Consider the following 22,331-nt stretch of genomic DNA (forward strand, 5'->3'; position numbering starts at 1 on the left):
TAAGTAAATGGTGTTTTCTTTAAAATTTACCTTACTTGTAAGCTATAAGTAAATTATACATATCTTATAAGTAAGATACAAGTGTTTTCTGTATTTATTTTTATAATTTTTGTCATTACTTCCATTCTATTCATTATTGTGTTTTTATTCTTTATAGATGGGTTACCGTTGAAAGAATAAGCAGCGAAAATACATCCTGATGTTAACGGTTGATCTCTGTTGGAGGAGATACTCCCTATTTAAAGCTTTTAAAATGCAGAGAGTTTAATAAGTAGCAGCTTTTCGTTAACGTGGAGAGAATGTGGGCTGAATATGTGATAATGAATCGGAGATGATCTTACGGTTCAACAAGTTGAAAAATCGCTTATAATAGGAAGAAACTTAAATTTTGATATCTGGATTACTTGGAAACGCTGATATATCAATGTTTTGAGCATCATTTGAAATTTTATATAAATAAATACATAAAAAGTATTGTGTTGTTGTTAAATGGATGATAAGATTAATTCAAGTTAAACAAATAAATACATAAAACAAAAGGAGAGAATAAAAATGAAACTAGAAATCAAAATCAGCGCACTATCTGCTATGACAGCTAAGGAGTTACAAGTAGAGGCAAACAAAGAAGGTTTAGCTTGGTACAATCGTGAGGAAAAGCGCAAAATGCGTAAAGATGAGATTATTACAATGCTAACTAATTATTATACAAACTTAATAATACAGGATCAAAATAAAGAATTAGAAATTGAAAATTCAACAACTGTTCAATTAGTTACACATTTCAAAGAATTAGCTTCCAATGCAGTTAATACAGCTAAAGAAGACTATAAGAAAGCAGCACAACAATTAAGTAATGTTAAAGATCTACTGTCAGACGCATTACTAAAGTTACAAGATAAACTTACAGACAAGAAAAACAAATTACTAGCTCGTAGTTGGGCTTTAACGTTCAACAATATTAAATGTATTGTATCAACAGCGGAACGAAAAATTAGTGCTGCAGTTTAATTAAAAATACTATTTCATCTAAATTGGAGGAATGGAAAATGACAGAATTACATTTATATATTGAAATGAAAGAAAATGAAACAGTACAACAGGCAATTGAACGGACTAATATTATCATTGAGACATTATTTGCGGAGTACGGTTTTACACTATTAGAACAAGAGAAAAATGAAGATATGGACAATGAAATAAAAACTTATTTGATCGTTGATGTACCAAAACCACAAGCTCACAATATTTTAGGTGATTATGTATATCAAGTTTATTAGTTTAAAGTAAATATTATCAAAGCTATTTCCCTACCATATTCATTTAAAATAATAAAATATAAAAGGACGGTAATTAATTATGAAAATCAAAAATATTTTACTTTCAATCACTGCAGCTTTTACACTTTTCACTGGAACAACTACAAATACAGATGTTTTAGCTAAAGAAATAAAAGAAACTTCAAATAAATGTACTGCAATACAAACAAATAAATTAAAAGACAATCAAACTGAATTATTATACATGTACAGTAATGATGAAGGACATTATTTCCTTGATCCGAAAGCTGAATATGAAAACGTAATTTATGTTGGAACTAATGATTATAAAATTGATAAAGCATTTTATATTAACACTACTACCCTTCATCATGGTAAAAAGTTTATTGGAACGTTTGTTGATGATACTCTATTGGAACTTACAGGATTGGAGGCTGTTAATGAATGAGTACATTAATGAAGACTTTTGAATATGTTATTACACATGAACTATTTGGCGATACAGAAGGTCATATTAATGCTGAGTCATTAGAACATGCTATTGATGAATTAAAAGATTTTTATGCTCATAAGTTAGGTATTGATTATGATTCAGTAAACATTGACTCAATAAAAGAAATAAATGATTAAGTAATATAATCATATTAATTACTCCACCTACTCTCCTTTAGAAGATAAATATACATAAAAGGAGGTAGAACAGTTGAAAGTATATGCAGATTTAAGACACATCATAGATGATTTAAAGGCAAGTAAGAACTCAAATGAATTATACAGCAAGATCCAAAAATATAATGATGATATCAAAAGTATAGCTGCAGATAATGACACCAGTATTATTGTTGAAGTTATTCAAAATGAATTAATTGTTGTTGCTGATAACGTGGATAAGCATATTAAATTAAAATTTGATGATTGAGAGGTGTTCCTTGCTCTCAATTTACATAGGAGGAATCATGATGATTGGTAAAATTAAGTCTGTATTAGATGATTTTTTATGGATGGATGATGACTCGCAAGAAGATAAAGTTTCTTATTATAAATTTGGAGTTACTGTAAATGTAATATCGATTACTTTATTCTTGATGACAAAAATTATATAAATAAATACATAATACACTTTACACAAATTAGTATTTGTAGTATTATAAAGACAAGGAAATAGTAAATGAGTCATTTAGTTGACTGCTTAAAGGTTAATCTAAGTAAGTAAATTAGATATAGTTATTTATTTAGATTAACCTTTAAGTCGAATATAACATTAAATAATATATGCTTTTTATAAAAAACTAAGTGGCTTTACAGTCAATTTCCTTTTGAACATTAAAATAAAAAATACATACTAAGGTGGTCAAACAAATGAATTTAACAAATATCAAAGAATTAGTTTTATCGAATGAGCAGTTAACAGTACATTCTTCTTATGACATGATTTACATTAAGCACAAGAAAAACATTAAACACGACTTAAAGAAATTAATAAAGCTACATGCTGAAATTGTTAAACTGTGTAAAGAGAATAAAATTAAAGTATCTTACAAAGGTAAATCAAAAGCATATTTATTAGAAGTGTTAAAAAGTGGTGAATTCGATCAGTCATACGAGCATTATAATACTACATTTAATCAATTACTTGAAGGATGGAAAGAAAAATTATACAGTGAAAATTATGATGGATGTATAGAAGATGACTTTTACAAAGAGCATCTTCAAAGTAAAAAATTTGCTATAGATAAAATGCTTTATGGAGGTACAGTATTAGATAAAGTCAATACTATAGCGTATAATCTGAACGAGTTAAAAAATAATTTAGAATTATGTCCAGATGATTATATAAGCGTTACTATTTAATAAATACATAAATACAATTGACTATAACACTTTTATTTTGTATACTGTTAATAGGAAGTAATTACAAGGAGTGATCAGGAAATGACAAATACTATAACTTGTGATCGTTGTAAAGGTTCAGGGAAAGTAAAGTATAAGCACATTGCAGACGGTGTATGTTTTCAGTGTGAAGGATCAGGTAAAATTAAAGTATCAAACGAAACATATCAAAATATGCAAATTCAAAAAGAAAAATCAATTGCTACATACATTAAATTTTATGAAGGTTCAATAACAGACGTTCTAACATCATCTGAATTAGTTGAACCAGATAAAGAAAAAGGCGACAACTTCATGTATAAGCACCTTACAATTTGTGATAATTATGTTCTATATAGAACTAAATGGAATAGCTTCACAAAGAAAGATGAAGTATACAGTGTATCTTTTAAAGTTACTAATTATACTAATACATTGGAATTAGTTACTCCTTTAATTACTTGTCATTACAAAGACGAAATAAACCTATGGAAAGCGTTCGAGTTCACTGGAAGAGAATTAGACAAAGAAATAATCGAAGCACTGAACAATAAGATTCTAAACGCTGAAAATGAAGCTATTGAACAACTAAAAAAATTCAACTTGACTAGCTGAATAAGTTAGTCTTTTTTTTTATTACTTCCCCTACTTCTCATAAAATAACTATAAAATAGTGCTCAGAATCAATTTTAAGGAGTTTTGACTGAATAGGATCAACACACCCTTCCCAACTTCTCAACCACTTAAAATACGTCAATCTAAAAAGCCTATAACCATCAGATTTTTTATTTTAATAAATACATAAATTCACTTGAAATATACAGCGAATACTGTATAATAGTAATTAGTTAAACAAATACATAAATAAAAGGTGGAAAACAAAATGAAACTTTACAATACTGACTACGTAATTACTGAAATTAAGGATGAAACAAAAATCAAACTTTTTGCTGAAAATGAATATTATGACAAAGTTCAAATTGCATACTTCGATTTTTATTTCATGGAAGGTTGGGTTATGGATTTAAAAGGAAATAAAAAAGAGGTTAAACGTCACTCGACTATTATGAACTTTCTATTTAAGCAAAATTTGAATTTAGGTTGGGACAGTAGACTTGTTGAACAGGCAAAACAAAATGCTAAACAAATTAAATCAGATGAAGCTAAACGATACAAAGAGCAGCTAAAAGAAAAAGACGAACAAAAAGCATCTGATATGATTAACGGTATCAAAAACTATGAAGCGAGGTATACAAATATTTGTAAGTCTGTCGAAAATAAAACAGATGAAGAACTATATCATCTAGTTGTAAATACGTTCAAACATGCATCTAAAAGAACTATCAATGAAGTATTAAATATTATTAAGTCTTACAACGACGGTTCAGTTGCATACCTACAAAATGAAGTTACTGAAGTTGATCCTGTAATTAAAATGGATGCAGAAGCTACTGAAACTATTACTATGAACGATAATGATACACCAGAAGTATTCCATTTAAATAACAATACGTTTAACACTTATAACGAAGCGTTTAACCATGCTGTACAGAATCAAATAACAACTACTAAGATTTTATCAAGTAAGCACTCTACTATGACAAATGAACGTTTAAAGCAACTTGAGCATAGCTATATATTTGACAAAGTGAATATGCTGCATGAAGATAAAAAAGATTATTTCGATTATCTGGAGTCAATTCCAAATTCATTGGATAAAGAAAATAGATATTATAAATTAAAGTCTTGGATTGAACGCTACGAAGCTCAACAACAGCGACAACAGGAGGAAAAGGATCGTATTCATAATTTAGGATTGGAAGCTTCTAAAACCTTAAAGTATATGGTTGAAAATGGACTAGAAATAAAAGAAAATGAATCCTATGTAAAATACTATTTAAATGGTCAAGATGTTCATACTTGGTTTAGTGGAATATCAGCAGACAAATATCATGAAGGAATAATGAAAATATACAATAGCTACTTTAAGAAATCATCTGATAAAGAGGTGGTATAACTTATGGTAACACGCAGAGACTATCACAGTCATAACACTTTTAAAGACCGTGTAAAGCAGTTTATGACTAACTTGACTACTATCCCTACTCCACCTACCAAGTTAAAATTTGAGACGTGGAAATGCGATCCGCTGCATAAAGATATGCGTACACATTTTATAACTGTATGTAATGATGAGTTGATAGAAGGCTTACAAGGAATGGAGTTATTACATGGTAAAGTAGCTGTTATGGATAAAGTGTCAGAGACAGAGTATCAGGTTGAATTTGACAATGGTTTAGTGTATAGGTTGAGTAGATATTTTTAATTTTATATAAATAAATACATAAAATGTTGTTGACTTATCATTGTTTCGTGGTATACTTAAAGTAACAAATAAAACAAGTGCTACCAACTGTAGCCATAAAGGAGAGCTTGGGTATGTTTAAATTAGAAAAATTATCAGAAGTAGAAAATAAAATCATTTCAAAATTTACTAATCAAGAATTAGTAAAAAAGTATATCGATGATTGTTTATCAGATGGTTATGATCCAGATATCGAAGACATAGTTCAAAGCATCTCTTATACAGCTACTGGCAGTTTCGTACAAAAGTTAAATGCTATTTCTGACTTACTGGATGATTCAGGTGTAGAAAGAAGCTTATTAAACAAGATTGATGGCAACTTACAAGATCCTTCTTATCAAGTAATTGATGGTACACTAGGTATTATTTATGAATTAGAAAATGAAAGTTATATAGCTATGCTTTATATGGATATGTTACCACTATTAAGTAAACATTTAAAAAGTTATTTTGGTGAAGAAGTTATAATTTTCATTAATGGATCAAACATCAATAGTCATTTCAAATTAGATATACCTCAAGCACTAACTGAATACGGAGTTAATTTTTAATACCACCTTATCGGTGGTTTCTTTTGCGTTACTAATCAAAATAAAAAAAATACATAAAGAAAGGATTTAATATAATTTGAATTGGATTAGAGCTGATACATAGTAACCTCTCTTCCCCACTCTCTATTGATTATTAATTTAAATTAGAAAGGATGATTGCATGAGTATTGATGAGATTATTAGCAAGTGTACAGAGCAAGGATTTAAAGCAAGTAAGAGTAATAATTGGATATGGATAAATGGTTCTGACGGTAGGTATAGTAAGTACGCAGAAGGTAAATTATTAGAAGAGTTAGGATTCAAGTATGCTAAGAAAAGGAATAAGTATTATTATATTGTAGAAAATACATATGGTTGTGACAGATTAGATAAAGTTATGAAAGTTTATAATAGCAGGAATAGTCAAAGGTGATTTAAGTTGAAGATATGCTGCCTCGAGCAGCATAATACAAACATAAAACGTAAAGGATGATTGATTGTGAATACTAAACCATACTTCTTTTGTTACTCAACATCACTACAGAAGTATCTATTTAAAACTAAAGGATTTACTTACATATGTGAAGCCAAGAATAAGAATGATGACCGTACATTTTGGCTATATGAACGTAATACGGAATTAAATAACGCTTTAACAGAGTACAGTGATTTCTTTAACAAATAAAATGCATAAACGGAGATGAAACATTAAATTGAATTATACAGATATTAAAAGTGAATTGATTAATTATTTAACGCCTCAACACCAGAAGAATATTAATAAGGATGCTTTTTCAGACATTGCGCATATACTTCTAGACTTTCATAATCATAAGAATGAATTATACACTACTAAATGGGTATGCAATGCTTCAATGGGTCATGGTAAGACAACTGTCATAACATCATATCTAAAATGGAATAAGACCGAACCTATTTTATTATGCGTGAAAGAAAAGCAACTTGCACATGAAATATATACAAAGGTAAGTAAAATTAATCCTTCAATAATAAATCTGAATGCAGATAATAAAGAGTTATACGAAATGGATTTATCTAAGTATCAGATAGTTATAATACAACATGAAAGATTAAAGAATCTTACTTTAAATTTCGGTAACATATACAACTATCAATTCTATATACATAATGGAATGAGAGTAAAAAGGAAATTAATTATTGATGAAAGACCACCTTTCCATGATGCAGTTACCTACGATATAACAAGTCATAACAATGTATTGGAATGGTTCGACAGCCTTTCACAACCTTTTAAGTATAAACCACTAACAATACAAAAGTATAAATCATACGTCATTTATCTTGTATCCTGCCAATTAGCAGACAATGCAACAGATATAACAGATACATTAATTCATAAAGATGAATGGAATAGCACCAAGACAAAGGATTTAATAACTTTCTTGAATGATATGAGAGATCATCCAGATAATACAGATAAATATAATTCGCTAAATGCATTGAGACATTTCAAGAAACTACTTAAAACTAAAGGATATGGACGTATAGATGATTATACATATAATAAGACAGGTCGAAAGATAATTGTTTCTAAGTATATTGATTACAGTAAACTTAAAATGAATATGGTTATATTTGATGGTACTGCTACTATCACTCACCTTCCCTATCAGAATCATTATGAATTAAAGGAAGTAAAGAACAGAAACAATTACACTAGACTATATTTATACAATGACCAAATGAATACTTCCTTATATGCTCGCAGCAAAGACAATAAAGGAGTACAGAAAACTATCGCTACTCGTATTAATCAATTGAACCGTGTACATAATGATTTATTTTTATTGCCCATGAAAGACGACATAAACATATATCATAAAGAGAAAGCAATTACAGAAGAACAGATGCAATTATATAAAGATGATAAACAATCACAAACAAAAGGGTTGAACTTACTTAATACCACTGGTAAGAATGCATTGAATAGTATTACTACATTATACCTTCCTTGTTTACCTAAAAGAAATGCAGAACATTACAAGGAAATAGCGATATCATTGTATGATAATGAAGTTAGTCTTTTAACAAGTGAAAACAAAGACAATGGGAAATGGTTTCAAGATGAAAGGTTAGAGAAAGTATATCAGCTAGAACTATATGCAGAGATATTACAGATAATACATAGAACAGCTTTACGTAATATAGATAGTAATGAAAAGATAAATGTATACTTTGCTTATTATGATGTAAGAGAAAGTAATTCATATGAATATGTACCATTGTTAGAAGGTATTAATAAGATGTATATGAACAACAAAGCAAATATACCTGTAGCGTATAAATTATATAGCATGTATGATTATGGAAGAGACAAGAAGCTAGATAGTTTTATTGAAGTGATTAATAGTATGAATATAGTTGATCCTGTACCTATTAGTGAAGTTAGTCAGTCGTTCAAAAGATATATACATAATCATTATAATAATAAAAAAGAAACTATAGATAATTATTTTAGTAATTCTGGATATAAGATTATAGAAATGAAAGATAGATTTTCTGATAATAGTAAGTATGTGAAAAAGAAATAATTGACTGTACTAGACTATCTATTTCTTAGAGAACATTTAGTGTAGTTAAATTTTATAATAGTAGTGAGATGGTTTATTTTATCTTGCTGCTATTATTTTTTTTGTTTTGGTTATTTTAAATTAATAAATATATAATGAAGAAAGTTATGCACAGATTATTAACATTATCCACAATTGAGTGATTAGATACATTTATACTGCTAATGTTAATTAATTTATTATAGAAAAAAAGTCTTTGACCGCACGACACATGTTATACAACGAATATATCAGTCAAATAATTGAGTAATATTACCTATACATTAAAACGTATGTTCGTATTTATTTACTTTTGACATGTAAATTTAGCTGCAATCGGTGTTGATTATTACTGTAAATAATTGGTTATAAAAGGTAAAATAATATACATTATATCCTTATAAACACTGGATATGGGGGGGTATGTTAACATTTTGGAAGTAATTGGAGTGTCTGATAGCATGGCTACCTCTTCCATCCACACACCATGACAATTTTTTCAACTTGCTAAATTTCATATTACTTTATACCCACCACCCACTCTTCCTTTATTCGTTTTCACATTCGTCAATTACCATCAAAACCCTTGTAAATATTGAATATAACATCATAGGACTTTAGTCACTTTACCTTATTTTACCCTCTATTTCACCTAAAATTACTCCTGAAAAGCCCATAACTATTGAGTTTTACGATTAAAACGGTACGACTAAAATTGACTTGATCTTTATAATAAGGATAAAACTCCGATAAACACTGGTTATTCCCCTACTTTTTTATCTAAATCAGCAGAAAATAAAATAACTCGAAAAACAACGATAAGTCATCTCTAATCCCATATAAACACTACATATCAGCAGCAGGATTTTCATAGTCAATCGACTAAAGATGAAATTATTGATTATCGTCTTTTCGAGTTCAAAAATTACTTATTATTCAATTGTTAAGTATTCATACAAATTAACTTATGATATTTATTTGACTTATAAAATATAAAATTGATAAAATATATTAACTTAGTAATCTACCATTCTCTACAATATCAATTGCATACTTTAATACACTTTTCTTAGGGAGATCATCTTTGGCGCACATTGCCAATAGCCTTAGTGACTCTTCAGGTTGAGTTATAGATAATTTACTTATAATTAATAATAATGCTGAATTCACTGAGTCATTTTCACTTAAATCAACAGTTTTTATTTCTTTCATTTATACTACTCCACCTTTCTACAGTTATAATTATTGGTATAATTTCTATAAATTACAAGAAAAACACTCTTCATTTCATTTATTATACAAACAAACATTAATCTTACAGTTTAAATAATACACCATAATACCTATCAAAGCTATTCAGTTATTACATATTTCTACATAATTCGACAAAAAATCGATACAAATTTTGCCAACATATAGATTTTAACGGTTTTATTGAATTAATACTACTCATATAGTGGATATTAAAAAATATTTTTAACTTTGACTGTCACTTCGCCAACTTTTACATTATAATATTAATAAATACATAAAAAATAAAATTTAAAAGGAGATTTTATATGACTACAAAATTTAACAAAGAGGACGTTTTATTTTATTTAGAGGAAATGGTGCAAATGGAGATGGCTACTTCTATTGAGGAAGATGTCTACTATTCACTCAAACAAGATAAGAAGATTTCTAGAGAACAATTAAAATCTGTATTAAAGTGTATGTATAAATGGTATAACACTAAATTTTAATTAAATAAATACATATTAAAAAATAATAATATTAAAGGAGAGTTGATTAATTGGTAAGTGCTTTAGAAAAACAGGTTTATATCTATAGTATTGGTACAGAAAGCTTTTATACTGACAAGGAACATGAAATACATAAAAAATTAGTTAGGTTATACATATTAAGAGGAAAATTAGATAAAGCAATTAAGAAGAAAAAAGACAATCGTAATACACGTAAAGAACGTCTAATCAAAACTAAAAAAAATATTAATAAAATCATACATAATTATAAAAAAGAACTTACTTCACTTCTTAATGATTTTAAAGGTATAAGAGATTTACGAATTGATTCCTTATCAGACAATAGAATTATTGGAATGTTTGATTCAGCTTTAACTAGAACAGTTGGAATGAAGGTAGATAGTTTATCCACCGATTTATTTATTGTAAGAGCTTTTTACTTCAGTGTACTTAACAATATTATGAAAGATGGATTTACTTACAAAGGTGAGAAATACATTTATTTTTCATCTAGTGCAGGTCAAATAAGAACTAAGAAGGTTGTGTTTATAAAAGAATCACTATGGGACAAGTATGAAGGATCATTAACCTGTGGATTGAGTATAGATGAGATAAATAGTAAAGGTGGCTGCAATGTTAATAAATTATTAGCTTATAAAGCTTTAACTGCTTCAGCAAGTGTAAAATGGAATGGCTTTGATATAGATAAAACCATTGTCGTTCCTGATTTAGAGACTAAAGTTAATTCTATCTTTGATTACATCGATCGAGATACCTATAAGATTACTCGTAAAGAAATGGATGTACCAATTGAACACACTGATGGCTGCGGAATGATACTACCTAGAAAATCAAAAAAAGCTTTTATGACTAGGTTACCCTATGTAAAAGGTTTATTAGTCCCCTTTCCATTTGACGAGTTTGCTAAATTACATGGGAATACTAAAGTGAAGGACATATATGGTAAGGAATGGGATGTCATTAAAGATGATATCCAAGTCATATTCACTAAATCTCAATTTAAAATGAAAGCATATTATGATGATTGGGACGATTATAAAAGAAGATTTAAAGATAATAATTGTCAAGCTGTAAAGTTAAATGAAGAAGATATTGGTGAGAATGCCACATTAAATTATCAAATGCTGCAGACATTAACAGATGTATCGAATCAGGAATTAAAAGAGATATCTCAAGCTACTAGTGAAGACATCTTAAAAGTTGGAAATGATAAAGAAACAATGTTAAGAATTTTAGGTGCTACTGACACAAATAAAAAGAAAAATCATTTTCAAACAGCACTTACCCTCTATCCAGAATTATTGAATGATGAACATTCTAAAAAGGTTATAAAAGATAAGAAAAAATCAATGGTTAACGATGCAAGAGCAGGTAAATTAAGAATAAATGGACGTTATCTTTATCTGATTCCAGACTTATATGCATTTTGTCAAAGACTATTCTTAGGCAAAGTTAAACCAACAGGATTATTATCAAATGGTGATGTATTTTGTAATGTATATGCTGAAGGTAAAGTAGATATTTTACGAAGCCCTCACTTATATAAAGAACATTGTGTACGTAATGTCATAAAGGAAGATAAAATGAATAAATGGTTTATTACTAATGGTATTTACACTAGCATTCATGATCCAATTTCTAAAATTCTACAGTTTGATAACGATGGTGATAAAGCTCTTGTTATTCAAGATGATTTATTTGTATCAATTGCAGAAAGAAATATGGAGGATATCTACCCTCTTTATTATGAAATGGGTTCTGCTGAACCAGAAATAATTGATAATACAAGGATTTATGACAGTCTATTGTTAGCATTTAAAGCTAATATAGGTGAAGTTAGTAATAATATCACTAAGATATTTAATTCTGAAAAAGAGATTGATTTAGATGTTGTTAAATGGCTTACTGCTGAAAACAATTACATAATTGATTATGCCAAAACATTGTATATGCCTAAACGTCCAGAAGAAGTAGAAGAAAAAATTAAAGAGAGTATAAAAGGTAAAGTTCCCTACTTCTTTATTGAAGCTAAAAATAAAGACAAAGACAATGTTTCTGACATTACAAAAAGCACTGTTAATAGACTAAGAAAGATAATTCCTAATAGAAATATTAAATTCGAAGCAATTACAGGTGAATTTGATTATAAAATGTTAATGAGTGAAGAAATTGAGTATGTAAATAGAAAGGTTGTTGAAACATATCGTAGATTAAATAGAAACAAAGAATTTATAATCAGGAACGCAAACATTAAAGATAAAACTGAAGGAATGTTATATGTCTATAAACATATAAGAGATGAATTATTTAAAATTGAATCAGATGAAAATAAAATAGTAAACTCTTTAGTCAAACAATTATACGATAACATTAAGTCACCAAATAAGACTACTCTTTGGAATTGCTATGGTGATATATTAGTATCAAATCTTAGACAAAATTTAAAAGGAACTAAACAATGTGAATGTTGCGGCGTTAGGATTGAAGCTGTGAATAATCAACTTAGATATTGCGATGACTGTGGTACATACATAAAACGGAAAAAGACATTAGAGAGAGTAAGGAAGTTCAGAAATATGTAACGCTTTGGACGAATAATGAACCATTGATACATCAATAACATAGTTATATTTGAAAGAGTATGAAGTGCTACAAATAGCGTCATATCAACGTTTGTAGGTGTTTTCCAAGAATATTCGTTAAAGGAATAAAAAGCTAAAGTACAAATAAAAATGGTTAAATCCCCCTTTTTAATTCAAAAAATACATAAAATAAATATAGATATACAAAAGGAGAAATCATTGATGGAAAAATTAAACGCTACAGAATTAGGTAAATTATTGAAAGAAGCATTAGAAGTTAAAGAAATTGAATTAGGTTCTAAAGAATCTAAAGCTGCAGTAGAAACAGTATTTGAAGTTATTCGTGAACAATTACTTAAAGGTAATGATATCGACATCTTCAACTTTGGTAAATTAGAAAATAAAACTCGTGCAGCTCGTAAGGGTCGTAATCCACAAACAGGTGAAGAAATTCAAATTGCAGAAAAGCGTACAGTAGGATTTGCACCTAAACCTAAATTCAAAGATGAATTAAATAGCTAATTTTTAATAGCTAGCGTAATCGTACAGACGTTTTAGTATGAGGATAGTGTTAGAGGTAGGGCTCTCCCTTTCTCTTCTCTATCCTTTTTATTTTAATTAAAAATTAGATGAGGATAACAGGAGGATATAAATTATGGCTAAATATTCAGGACAAGTGAGCTATAAAGGTTTAGTAAGTGTAGAAGATGATCAAATTTACATCACTGAATCTAAAAAAGATGCTGCTACAAAAACTACAATAGAAGAAAAGTTTAATATTACTGAAAAACTACGTGAATTTGATGGTAAAAATACAACAGTTACCGTTAAAGAAGACAAAGATTTAGATCCAATTGAAGAGTAAGGAGTGATTAAATGCTAAATAAACTCCCTAACGAATCAAATCAGGAATGGAAGTTTCGCTTAATTGAAGAAAAGTTAACTGGAGCTATTAATGATGATTGGCAAGATATTGTGGAAGTTTTAAATCTTAATATGCATCGTGATACTTTACGTAAAGGTTCAATTTTCTTCTTAGAAATCAAAGATTATTTTGAAAAGAAATTTAAAGATGGTATGACAAATGAACAATTAGACGAAATGAAGCAATTAGAAAAGGAATTGTTCAAACTTAAAGTTCAATTATCTGATGAACGTAGAGAATTACGTAGGTATATGACTCATGAAGCACGTCTAGACAACTTACTTCAGAAATTACTAGATGAAATTAAAGACGATATACATATCAATAAGCCTTTACAATGGGTTAAACCCCTTCCCTCCCATACTTCAAAAGGAGCGTTGGCTTTATTATTAAGTGATTTACATAAAGGTATGGTAACAGATAACTACTGGAACAAATATAATGATGAAATCTTTTATGAACGTCTGAATCAGGTTAGAAATGATGTTCTTGAATATAAAGATTTGTTAAATGTAAAAGAAATTCATGTATTTGAACTTGGGGATGTAATTAGTGGATGTATTCACCGTTTGACAAAATTAAGTGAAACAGAGAATGCTGTTACTTCTACTCAGAAAGTTGCAGAAGCTTTAAGTGAATTGGTATCAGTATTAGCAAATAATTTCGAAACAGTCCATTACTATAATGTAAAAGGTAATCATGACCGTGTTGCAGCTCGCAAAGAAGAGGAAGTTCGCACAGAATCATTCCATAGCTTTATTATGTGGTATATGGAAATGCGATTAGAAAAGTTTGAAAATGTCATCTTCCATAAAAATGATATTGATAGTGAAATTATCGTAGCTGAAATATTAGGAAACAAATATTACGGTGTTCATGGTCATTTAGATAGTGTTAATACTGTAATTAATAATCTTTCATTAATGCTAGACAAGAAACCAAAAGCAATTTTTGCAGGACACATACATAAGAATTTTGAAAATGAAGTTCATGGTGTTGACTTAATTGTTAACGGATCATTTGGAGGCGTTGATGATTACGCAAAAGATGGTCGAATGACAGGTAAAGCACATCAAAAGCTTCTCTGGATTACTGAAAAAGGTCGTAAAGGTACATTCTTTATAGAATTTAATTAGGTGAAACATATGAGAAATCTAATATTCGAAGTTAGATTTAAAGTTTATTTTTACATACATAATTTAAAGAATTACTTAAAACGGTTATTTTATTTAAAATAATACATAATAACAATATGAATAATAATTTGAATTTAATACTAAATCTCACCTTTTAGCACATCTAACTTGGAGTATTATACATTCCTTTAGGTGTGCGTTAAAGCTGAGATGCTTGAGTAGGATTATTCCTAGTTTTTTATATTTAAAAATACATATAACTAATGGAGGTGGATATATTTGTCCGTCATTCAAGATAAAGATAAATATAAAAACTGTTCCATGTGTGGAGAAAATAAACGACTCACTGATTACTATAAATCGTATAGTCCTATGGATAAAATTGATGAGCGTTTGCGTGTTTGTAAGAAATGCTTAAAAGATAATACGGACTATAATAATACCGACAGCGTGAAGAATACTTTAAGGCAAGTAGATAAGCCGTTCAATATACACCTATTTGAATCTGCTTTAACGAAACCAGACGTTATTGGCGAGTATTTTAAGCTTATCAACGCTAAAGATTATAGGCATGATACATGGGAACAAAGCATTTTCGAAAAGGAAGATAATGATGATGTGACTACTCAAGAAGATAATTTATCGGTTTATAATATAGATGAATTGCTTCTTGATGAATTAAAAGAAAAGTACGGATATGGTTATCCAGATGAAGAGTATATTTTGTTTGAAAAGAAATTCATCAATTTAAAGCCAAGTTTTCAGTTACCTACTACAATGCATGAAGAATACTTACGTGAGTACTGTGTAAACAAAGTAAAAGAAACTATCGCTAAAGCTAAAGGTGAATTTAAAGAAGCTAAAGAATGGGCTGCTATGGCTAAAGAATCTGCCGAGGCAGGCAAATTAAAGCCAAGTCAAATGAGTAAAGCTGATTTATCACAAGGTTTAGATGGATTTGGTCAACTAGCTCGTATGGTGGAAGAACATCAAGACATAATTCCGCTACTACCAAAGTTTATCAAACAACCTAAAGATGATGTTGACATTACATTATGGCTTTACATTAATTACATACGTGATCTACAAGGATTGCCACCTGCTGAATATGAAGAAATATATCAATTCTATGAAGAGCGTAAGAAAGATTATGATAGTGTAAAATCTGATAATCAAATTAATGTCGGTGAAGAAGATGAGTAGCTATAAAAACTTTCAAGATGATAATTTCAAATACTCTAAAGAATCATCTCGAACAAATGATAATCCAGCATTTAATTCTCAAGTAAAAGTAAACGATTTAAAGAAGAATTCATTTGATGACAATTTTAACAAGTGGGTTGAGTTTGTTCAGTGGGCGAGATTCTATCCTGACTTGTGGTTCGATTTAATCAAGCCAGAAAAAGGCGGAATGAGATTAGATTTAGATCAAAGAGTATTTCTAAGATGTTTGAGTAGATTTATAAGCACATACGGAGTATTCCCTCGTGGATTCGGAAAAACGATGATTGAATTAATGTCAATTTATCATACTGGAGTATTTTTTCCTGATGTCAATCTCTCTATGTCTGCTCAAACAAAGGAAAATGCAGCCTCTATTAGTGAAGATAAGCATAAAGAATTGATTAGAAAATTCCCACTACTATTAAATGAAATAACTAAATCAAGTTTCAGTAAAGATAGTGTAGAAGTAATTTTCAAATCAGGTGGTACTTATTCTATTTTAGCCAATGCTCAATCTACAAAAGGACAACGTAGACATAGGTTAAATGTAGAAGAATCTGCATTATTAAATAATGAACTGTTCAAAGACGTGCTTGAGCCTGTTGTAAACGTACCTAGAAGAACTATTGGCGAACAAGCAGTCATTAGTCCATACGAATTAAACGGAATGATAAATTTCGTTACAACTTCTGGTTATCGTGGTTCAGATGAGTTTAATCGTATTTTAAATATGATTAAAGAAATGGCTGAATTAAAAGGAAAAATAGTATTAGGTGCTAGTTGGGAATTGCCTTGTCATTATGGTCGTGGAGAAACTAGAAATCAGTTATTAGCAAAGAAGAATGATCCTACAACCTCAGCCACTGCATTTGCTATGAATTATGAATCAAAGTGGGTTGGTGCAACTGATGGAGCTTTAGTGAACATTAGTAAACTTTTAAAATTAAGAACTATTACTAAAGCAGAACTAGAATGTCCAAGAGATAAGCGTGGTAATTTAGAATTAAACGAATATGTATTAGGTGTTGACGTAGCTCGTTCATCTGCTCAAAGTAATAATAAAACTGCTATAGTTGTTTTAAAAATCATCAGAAATTCAGAAGGATTAATTAGACAAATACAATTGGTTAATATTATAGAACCCCCTAATGGATTAAACTTTAAGGAACAAAGTATTTTAGTTAAGCAGTTATTCAAAAGGTACGGAGGTAACGAAGATTTAACTAAATCTCGTGTAAAAGCAATTGTAATAGACGGAAACGTAATCGGTAAAGGTTTAATAGATAGATTATTGGAAGATGTTACTGACCCTGATACAAATGAAGAGTTAGGATGTTTTGATACTATAAATACTGACCAAAAACCTGACCATGACAAAGCAATAAAAATTATATACGACTTAACTGCAACTGGAATCAATGATGACATTATTCGTACATTTATTGACTATGTAGAAACCGAAAAGTTGAAACTTTTGAAAGTTAATGATGAGATTAAGAAAACATCTGTACATGGCGATGATAGTTTAGTGATTGAAGAACAAGCACGACTACATACTCAAAGACTAATTGATGAGATATCGAATTTGAAATTAAAGAAAACTCAAAAGTCTATAACAGTAGAACAGGTTCAGCGAAAGATTGATAAAGATAGATATTCTGCATTAGCTTACGCATTGTATTATATCTTTTTATTTTTGGAAAAAGAAATAGAAGAAACGAACATGTATGAAGAGGACGATTCAATAGTATATTTTTGACTAAGGAGAACTGAATGATTAAGCACATCTCTATATTTAATAACAAGTTAGCTGGCTTTTTGATGTATAAAGGGTTTGTATTACAAAAAATTGGTATCTCAAAAAATAGCAAAGAACGAAAATTGAATGTTTATTATTTTAATGATAATGAAGATATTAAAAAATCAATAAATGAATTCAAGGAGCTACACAATTAGTAGCCTTTTTTATTTAGTCATCAATATGAAAGGAATGAACTAAATGTTAGTTAATCATCAATATGTAAGTATTAAATGGAATGTAAGTAATAAAAAATACTACGAAAGCAAAGGTTATCAATTCACTAAATACAAAGATGAAATTATTGTGAAGGTCGAAGATTTATCAAAAAATAGTAGAGCTAATATAAAAGCAATATGTGAATACTGTAACGATGTATACGATACCTCCTTCTCTAATTATAATAAATCAATTTCTACTATAAATAAATCTTGTTGCAGTAACACTGAATGTATGAAAGCGAAGAGAGAAGAAATTTTGTTATTTAAATATAAAGTTAAAAATGTATCTCAGTTAGATGACGTTCGTTTAAAGGTCAAACAAACTAATTTAATAAATCTAGGAGTAGAGTATTCCCTCCAATCAAATAAAGTTAGAGAAAAAAGGAAAGAAACTATGTTGTTAAGATATGGAGTTGAAAATTACACACAAACTGAAGAATACTTAATGAAATCTAGAGAAACGTCATTAAGGAAATATGGTGTTGACAGTCCTAATAAATCAGAAATAGTTCAAAGTAAGAAAAATACAACGATGCATGAAAATGGAACTACCAAGACATCAAGACAACAAAAATATATTCATGATTTATATGGTGGAGAGTTAAACTATCCTGTTGGAAAATCAATGTTAGACATTGCATTTCTACACGAAAAAATATACATAGAATATGATGGAAGTGGTCACGACTTATGTGTAAAGAAGGATAATGTAAGTCAAACAGAATTTGATTCAAAAGAAAGAAAAAGATATTTTGCATTAAAGCATTTGGGTTGGAAGTCAATGAGAATAATTTCCAATTATGATAAATTACCTAAAGATAGTGTTCTAATGGATATATTGAAAATAGGAACGAATTGGATAAAAGAAGGTCATAATTGGATAAATTTTATAATTGATGAAAATATTATAGAAACCTCTAAAGGTGAAATTCACTATAATTATGGCGAAATCAATAAGTTAGCACTGTAAATAATGAATAATTAAAAATTTATATATCACAGGGAGGTGAATGAATGTCAGAAATTGTACAAATAGATACAGAGACGGAAGAATACAAAAGAATGGTGAATGATTATAACGACTATATTAGCACTTTTGTTTCTGGATTTGTTACCAATTTATTCTCACAAGGAATAATTGATGAAGTGGATGCTGAAACGCTTAAAAAGTATTTCTCGAATCCAGATACTTTTCAAAAAGAAATTGAAGATTTAGCACAATATTATTATATTTCATCAGGTGAAATACATCAATTATTCGAATTAATAGAAGCACTTCCCTCTTTAAATTACAAAATAGATTCGTTCGATAAGAATAAACACACAGATAAATATATCGGAATGATTAACAAAGCACTCCACAAAATTAAACATAAACGTTTGACTCGTGATTTACTTAAACAAACATCAGCGTCTGGAACGTTAGTTGGAATTTGGCTAGGTGATAAAAACAATATTTATCCTTATGTGTTTGATGATGTGAGAATGACATTCCCTGCTTATAGAAAAAATGGTGAGTGGCAATGTGTTATTGATATGGAGTATTTCTCAAAATTACAAGATGATTTTCGTAATGAACAATTTAACAACATGTCACCATACTTAACAATACAAGATTTTGAGAAATATCAAACCGATACTTCAAAATACAAATATAAAGAGTTACCACAAGATAGAACATTTGTTTTGAGAACTGGAACATTAAAAAGAAATCAAGGCTTAGGTACATCTTTAGTAACCTCTGGATTATATGATGTATTACATAAGAAGAAATTGAAAGATGTAGAGTATTCCATCGCTAATAAAATCATTAATGCTGTTGCAGTATTAACTGTAGGTGTGAATGGTAATGAAAAATATGACACAATGACAAATCTGAAACTACCTAAAGCTGTGAAACAGAAAGTTCACTCTGGAGTTAAACAAGCATTAGAGAAAAGTAATACTAAAGGAGTAACTGTAGTAACTATACCAGACTTTGCCAAGTTAGACTTCCCAGATGTTTCTACAGATGGATTAGGTGATAAGAAGTATGGAAATGTCAATTCAGATATTAAAACTGCATACGGTATATCAGGGGGGTTATTGAATGGTGATGGCGGTAACTTTAGTGCATCTAAACTCAATCTTGATACTTTCTATAAGAGACTTGGAGTAATGTTAGAAGATATCGAACAAGAATGTTATCAGAAATTAATCAACCTAATTCTTCCCTCTTCTCAAAAAGACAATTTTGTAATGGAATATGACAAATCAACTCCACTTACTCATAAAGAGAAAGTGGATATTTTAATGAGATTGAATGACAAAGGATGGTCAATTAAGCATGTTGTAGATCAACTAGATGGCGTTTCATGGGAGAGCTTCTTTGAGCAAACTATCTATGAAACTGAAGAGCTTAATTTACAAGACAGAATTAAACCTTACAGAAGCACACATACCATGACGAACGATAAAAATGGAAGACCAGAAATAGATAGTCCAGATAATGATAATACAATTAAATCCAAGACAGGGAATGGTAATGATTTACCTGAATAAAAGTGATTAGTCTTTTGAAGGAGGTGAGATATTGAAGCAAAAAAGACATTTATTTGAAATACAATTAAACTCAATTACTGACACAGATAATCCTACAAAATCTGAAGTAGAATTCATAATGCATGACTTTGACGTATCAAGTAATTATGCATTCATCTCCAAAGAATCTGCTAAAAAGTCATTGCACACTCTAAATGGAATGCCTATAGTCGCTAGATATTACCCTGTTTCAGAAGAAGGTGCTAATGACGATGCGTTAGGTTCTCATGAAGTATACATAGATAAATGTCGTGAAGATGGTAGTGAGTTTATAGCAATGAATACAGTACCTATCGGAGTATTTACGGAAGATGCCTATATTAAAACTATTGTTGATAAAGATGGAAATGAAAAAGAAGTAGTAGCTGGAAGAGGTATTTTATGGACTTCTAGGTTTCCTAATGTAGTTGGATTATTAAAAGAGTGGGCGGACGAAGGAATTAACATTTCATCTAGTATGGAAATATTATATGACGCTTATAAAGTTGAAAATGGAATTACTGAAGTACTTGATTATGTATATGAGGGTCACTGTATTCTAAACTCAGAAAATAGAGGCGAACATAATAAAATATATCCAGCTTATGATGTATCAAAATTAACAAAATTAGTTGCACATGCAATTAATCAGAAAGAAGAGGAGGAAAAAGAAAATATGGAATTCTTTAAGAAAGTGTACGAATTATCACATAATGATGTTCGTTCCCTACTTTATACGCAACTTGAATCATTCTTAGATAAAAAAGAATACTCTTATATTTCAGATGTGTATGAGACATATTTTGTAGTTAATACATATAAATATGATGAGGATGATAATTTAGAATATGATAAATATTTTAAATTTAATTATTCTAAAGGTGAAAACGACACGATTACTATTGACGGTGATTCAAAAGTAGAGGTTACTATTAAACGTGATTGGGTTGAAGTAAGTCAATTCGAATCAATTCAAAATGAGGTGAAAGAATTATCTACTCAATTAAATGAAAAAGAATCAAAAGTAACTGAATTAGAAAAACAATTAAATACGGTCACAAGCGATAAACAGTTAATCGAAGAAAAATTTAATACTGCATCTGAAACAATTATTCAACTAAATTCAAAAGTAGAAAAGCTCACTCCATTCAAAGAACAATTCGAACAACAAGAATTAGAAAAGGCTTTAAATGAGAAGAAAGATTTTTATGAAGGTAAATTTGAAGCACTAAGTGCCAAAGAAAAATTTGAATCAGAAGAAGTACAAGAATTAATTAATAAAGCAATCTATGAAAATGAAGAAGGTACTAATGCGATTCTTCAATTGAACTCAATGTTAGTTGATATGGTTGTGTCGAACAAAGAAACAAATTCGGAAAAGCCTGTTATCAGAGAAATTTCTAGCAAACGTGAAAATTTAATTCCGTCTAGTGATGACTTTGATAGCAGATTTTCAGTATAAAAAATACATAATAATTGGAGGAATACAAA

26 protein-coding genes are annotated in these 22,331 nt (G+C 29.1%); 25 read left to right on the forward strand and 1 reads right to left on the reverse strand.

The window, feature by feature from the left end; all coding sequences use genetic code 11:
* Positions 1-552 precede the first annotated feature (552 nt).
* From QH639_RS19310 to QH639_RS19375, 14 genes are all read left to right on the forward strand, one after another.
* Positions 553-1,008, forward strand: coding sequence for a hypothetical protein (locus tag QH639_RS19310; protein ID WP_281115031.1), 456 nt, complete (start codon positions 553-555; stop codon positions 1,006-1,008).
* A gap of 38 nt (positions 1,009-1,046) precedes the next feature.
* Positions 1,047-1,277 carry a hypothetical protein gene (locus QH639_RS19315; protein ID WP_281115032.1) on the forward strand — a complete coding sequence of 77 codons (231 nt, stop codon included), beginning with the start codon at positions 1,047-1,049 and terminating at the stop codon, positions 1,275-1,277.
* 79 nt (positions 1,278-1,356) lie between these two features.
* Positions 1,357-1,725, forward strand: coding sequence for a hypothetical protein (locus QH639_RS19320; protein ID WP_281115033.1), 369 nt, complete (start codon positions 1,357-1,359; stop codon positions 1,723-1,725).
* Complete coding sequence (locus QH639_RS19325; RefSeq protein ID WP_281115034.1) at positions 1,722-1,907, forward strand: hypothetical protein; 186 nt, start codon at positions 1,722-1,724, stop codon at positions 1,905-1,907. The genes QH639_RS19320 and QH639_RS19325 overlap by 4 nt, the downstream gene beginning before the upstream one ends.
* Positions 1,908-1,980: 73 nt before the next feature.
* Positions 1,981-2,196 carry a hypothetical protein gene (locus QH639_RS19330; RefSeq protein ID WP_281115035.1) on the forward strand — a complete coding sequence of 72 codons (216 nt, stop codon included), beginning with the start codon at positions 1,981-1,983 and terminating at the stop codon, positions 2,194-2,196.
* 37 nt (positions 2,197-2,233) lie between these two features.
* Positions 2,234-2,380, forward strand: a complete 147-nt coding sequence (locus QH639_RS19335; RefSeq protein WP_281115036.1) for a hypothetical protein — start codon at positions 2,234-2,236, stop codon at positions 2,378-2,380.
* A 256-nt stretch (positions 2,381-2,636) separates the two neighbouring features.
* Complete coding sequence (locus QH639_RS19340) at positions 2,637-3,128, forward strand: hypothetical protein (RefSeq protein ID WP_281115037.1); 492 nt, start codon at positions 2,637-2,639, stop codon at positions 3,126-3,128.
* An 81-nt stretch (positions 3,129-3,209) separates the two neighbouring features.
* Entirely contained in the window at positions 3,210-3,761 is a 552-nt protein-coding gene (locus tag QH639_RS19345) for a DnaJ-like cysteine-rich domain-containing protein (RefSeq protein WP_281115038.1), read from the forward strand.
* Positions 3,762-4,029: 268 nt separating this feature from the next.
* On the forward strand, positions 4,030-5,163 hold the full coding sequence (locus QH639_RS19350) for a hypothetical protein (RefSeq protein WP_281115039.1): 1,134 nt from the start codon (positions 4,030-4,032) through the stop codon (positions 5,161-5,163).
* A 3-nt stretch (positions 5,164-5,166) separates the two neighbouring features.
* The gene (locus QH639_RS19355; protein WP_281115040.1) at positions 5,167-5,472 is read left to right on the forward strand and encodes a hypothetical protein; all 306 of its coding nucleotides are present in this window, start codon (positions 5,167-5,169) and stop codon (positions 5,470-5,472) included.
* 113 nt (positions 5,473-5,585) lie between these two features.
* Positions 5,586-6,062, forward strand: coding sequence for a hypothetical protein (locus tag QH639_RS19360; protein WP_281115041.1), 477 nt, complete (start codon positions 5,586-5,588; stop codon positions 6,060-6,062).
* Between the two features lie 160 nt (positions 6,063-6,222).
* Positions 6,223-6,474, forward strand: a complete 252-nt coding sequence (locus QH639_RS19365; protein WP_281115042.1) for a hypothetical protein — start codon at positions 6,223-6,225, stop codon at positions 6,472-6,474.
* Between the two features lie 66 nt (positions 6,475-6,540).
* Positions 6,541-6,726: a hypothetical protein gene (locus QH639_RS19370; RefSeq protein ID WP_281115043.1), complete on the forward strand. Its 186-nt coding sequence runs from the start codon at positions 6,541-6,543 to the stop codon at positions 6,724-6,726.
* A gap of 28 nt (positions 6,727-6,754) precedes the next feature.
* Complete coding sequence (locus QH639_RS19375) at positions 6,755-8,614, forward strand: hypothetical protein (RefSeq protein WP_281115044.1); 1,860 nt, start codon at positions 6,755-6,757, stop codon at positions 8,612-8,614.
* A gap of 1,029 nt (positions 8,615-9,643) precedes the next feature.
* Here the strand turns inward: QH639_RS19375 and QH639_RS19380 are convergent.
* The gene (locus tag QH639_RS19380) at positions 9,644-9,844 is read right to left on the reverse strand and encodes a hypothetical protein (protein ID WP_281115045.1); all 201 of its coding nucleotides are present in this window, start codon (positions 9,842-9,844) and stop codon (positions 9,644-9,646) included.
* A 347-nt stretch (positions 9,845-10,191) separates the two neighbouring features.
* Here QH639_RS19380 and QH639_RS19385 point away from each other — a divergent pair, with 347 nt between their 5' ends.
* The 11 genes from QH639_RS19385 (at position 10,192) to QH639_RS19435 (ending at position 22,302) form a co-directional block, all read left to right on the forward strand.
* Positions 10,192-10,374 carry a hypothetical protein gene (locus tag QH639_RS19385; RefSeq protein WP_281115046.1) on the forward strand — a complete coding sequence of 61 codons (183 nt, stop codon included), beginning with the start codon at positions 10,192-10,194 and terminating at the stop codon, positions 10,372-10,374.
* A 50-nt stretch (positions 10,375-10,424) separates the two neighbouring features.
* Positions 10,425-12,977, forward strand: coding sequence for an RNA dependent RNA polymerase (locus QH639_RS19390; protein WP_281115047.1), 2,553 nt, complete (start codon positions 10,425-10,427; stop codon positions 12,975-12,977).
* A 222-nt stretch (positions 12,978-13,199) separates the two neighbouring features.
* Complete coding sequence (locus QH639_RS19395; RefSeq protein ID WP_281115048.1) at positions 13,200-13,499, forward strand: HU family DNA-binding protein; 300 nt, start codon at positions 13,200-13,202, stop codon at positions 13,497-13,499.
* A gap of 133 nt (positions 13,500-13,632) precedes the next feature.
* Positions 13,633-13,842, forward strand: a complete 210-nt coding sequence (locus QH639_RS19400) for a YonK family protein (protein WP_281115049.1) — start codon at positions 13,633-13,635, stop codon at positions 13,840-13,842.
* 11 nt (positions 13,843-13,853) lie between these two features.
* Positions 13,854-15,038 (forward strand): metallophosphoesterase, encoded by a 1,185-nt coding sequence (locus QH639_RS19405; RefSeq protein WP_281115050.1) that lies wholly within the window; start codon positions 13,854-13,856, stop codon positions 15,036-15,038.
* Between the two features lie 279 nt (positions 15,039-15,317).
* Entirely contained in the window at positions 15,318-16,241 is a 924-nt protein-coding gene (locus QH639_RS19410) for a hypothetical protein (protein ID WP_281115051.1), read from the forward strand.
* Positions 16,234-18,021: a hypothetical protein gene (locus QH639_RS19415; RefSeq protein ID WP_281115052.1), complete on the forward strand. Its 1,788-nt coding sequence runs from the start codon at positions 16,234-16,236 to the stop codon at positions 18,019-18,021. Before QH639_RS19410 ends, QH639_RS19415 begins: the two co-directional genes overlap by 8 nt.
* A gap of 14 nt (positions 18,022-18,035) precedes the next feature.
* Complete coding sequence (locus tag QH639_RS19420; protein WP_281115053.1) at positions 18,036-18,218, forward strand: DUF5659 domain-containing protein; 183 nt, start codon at positions 18,036-18,038, stop codon at positions 18,216-18,218.
* A 43-nt stretch (positions 18,219-18,261) separates the two neighbouring features.
* A complete protein-coding gene (locus tag QH639_RS19425) occupies positions 18,262-19,251 on the forward strand; it encodes a DUF7487 domain-containing protein (protein ID WP_281115054.1) in 990 nt (329 codons plus the stop codon).
* A gap of 44 nt (positions 19,252-19,295) precedes the next feature.
* Positions 19,296-20,822, forward strand: coding sequence for a hypothetical protein (locus QH639_RS19430; RefSeq protein ID WP_281115055.1), 1,527 nt, complete (start codon positions 19,296-19,298; stop codon positions 20,820-20,822).
* A 31-nt stretch (positions 20,823-20,853) separates the two neighbouring features.
* Positions 20,854-22,302, forward strand: coding sequence for a hypothetical protein (locus QH639_RS19435; protein WP_281115056.1), 1,449 nt, complete (start codon positions 20,854-20,856; stop codon positions 22,300-22,302).
* Positions 22,303-22,331 lie beyond the last annotated feature (29 nt).

This window comes from Lysinibacillus sp. 1 U-2021, assembly GCF_029916965.1.
In the GTDB taxonomy this organism is placed as follows: domain Bacteria; phylum Bacillota; class Bacilli; order Bacillales_A; family Planococcaceae; genus Lysinibacillus; species Lysinibacillus capsici.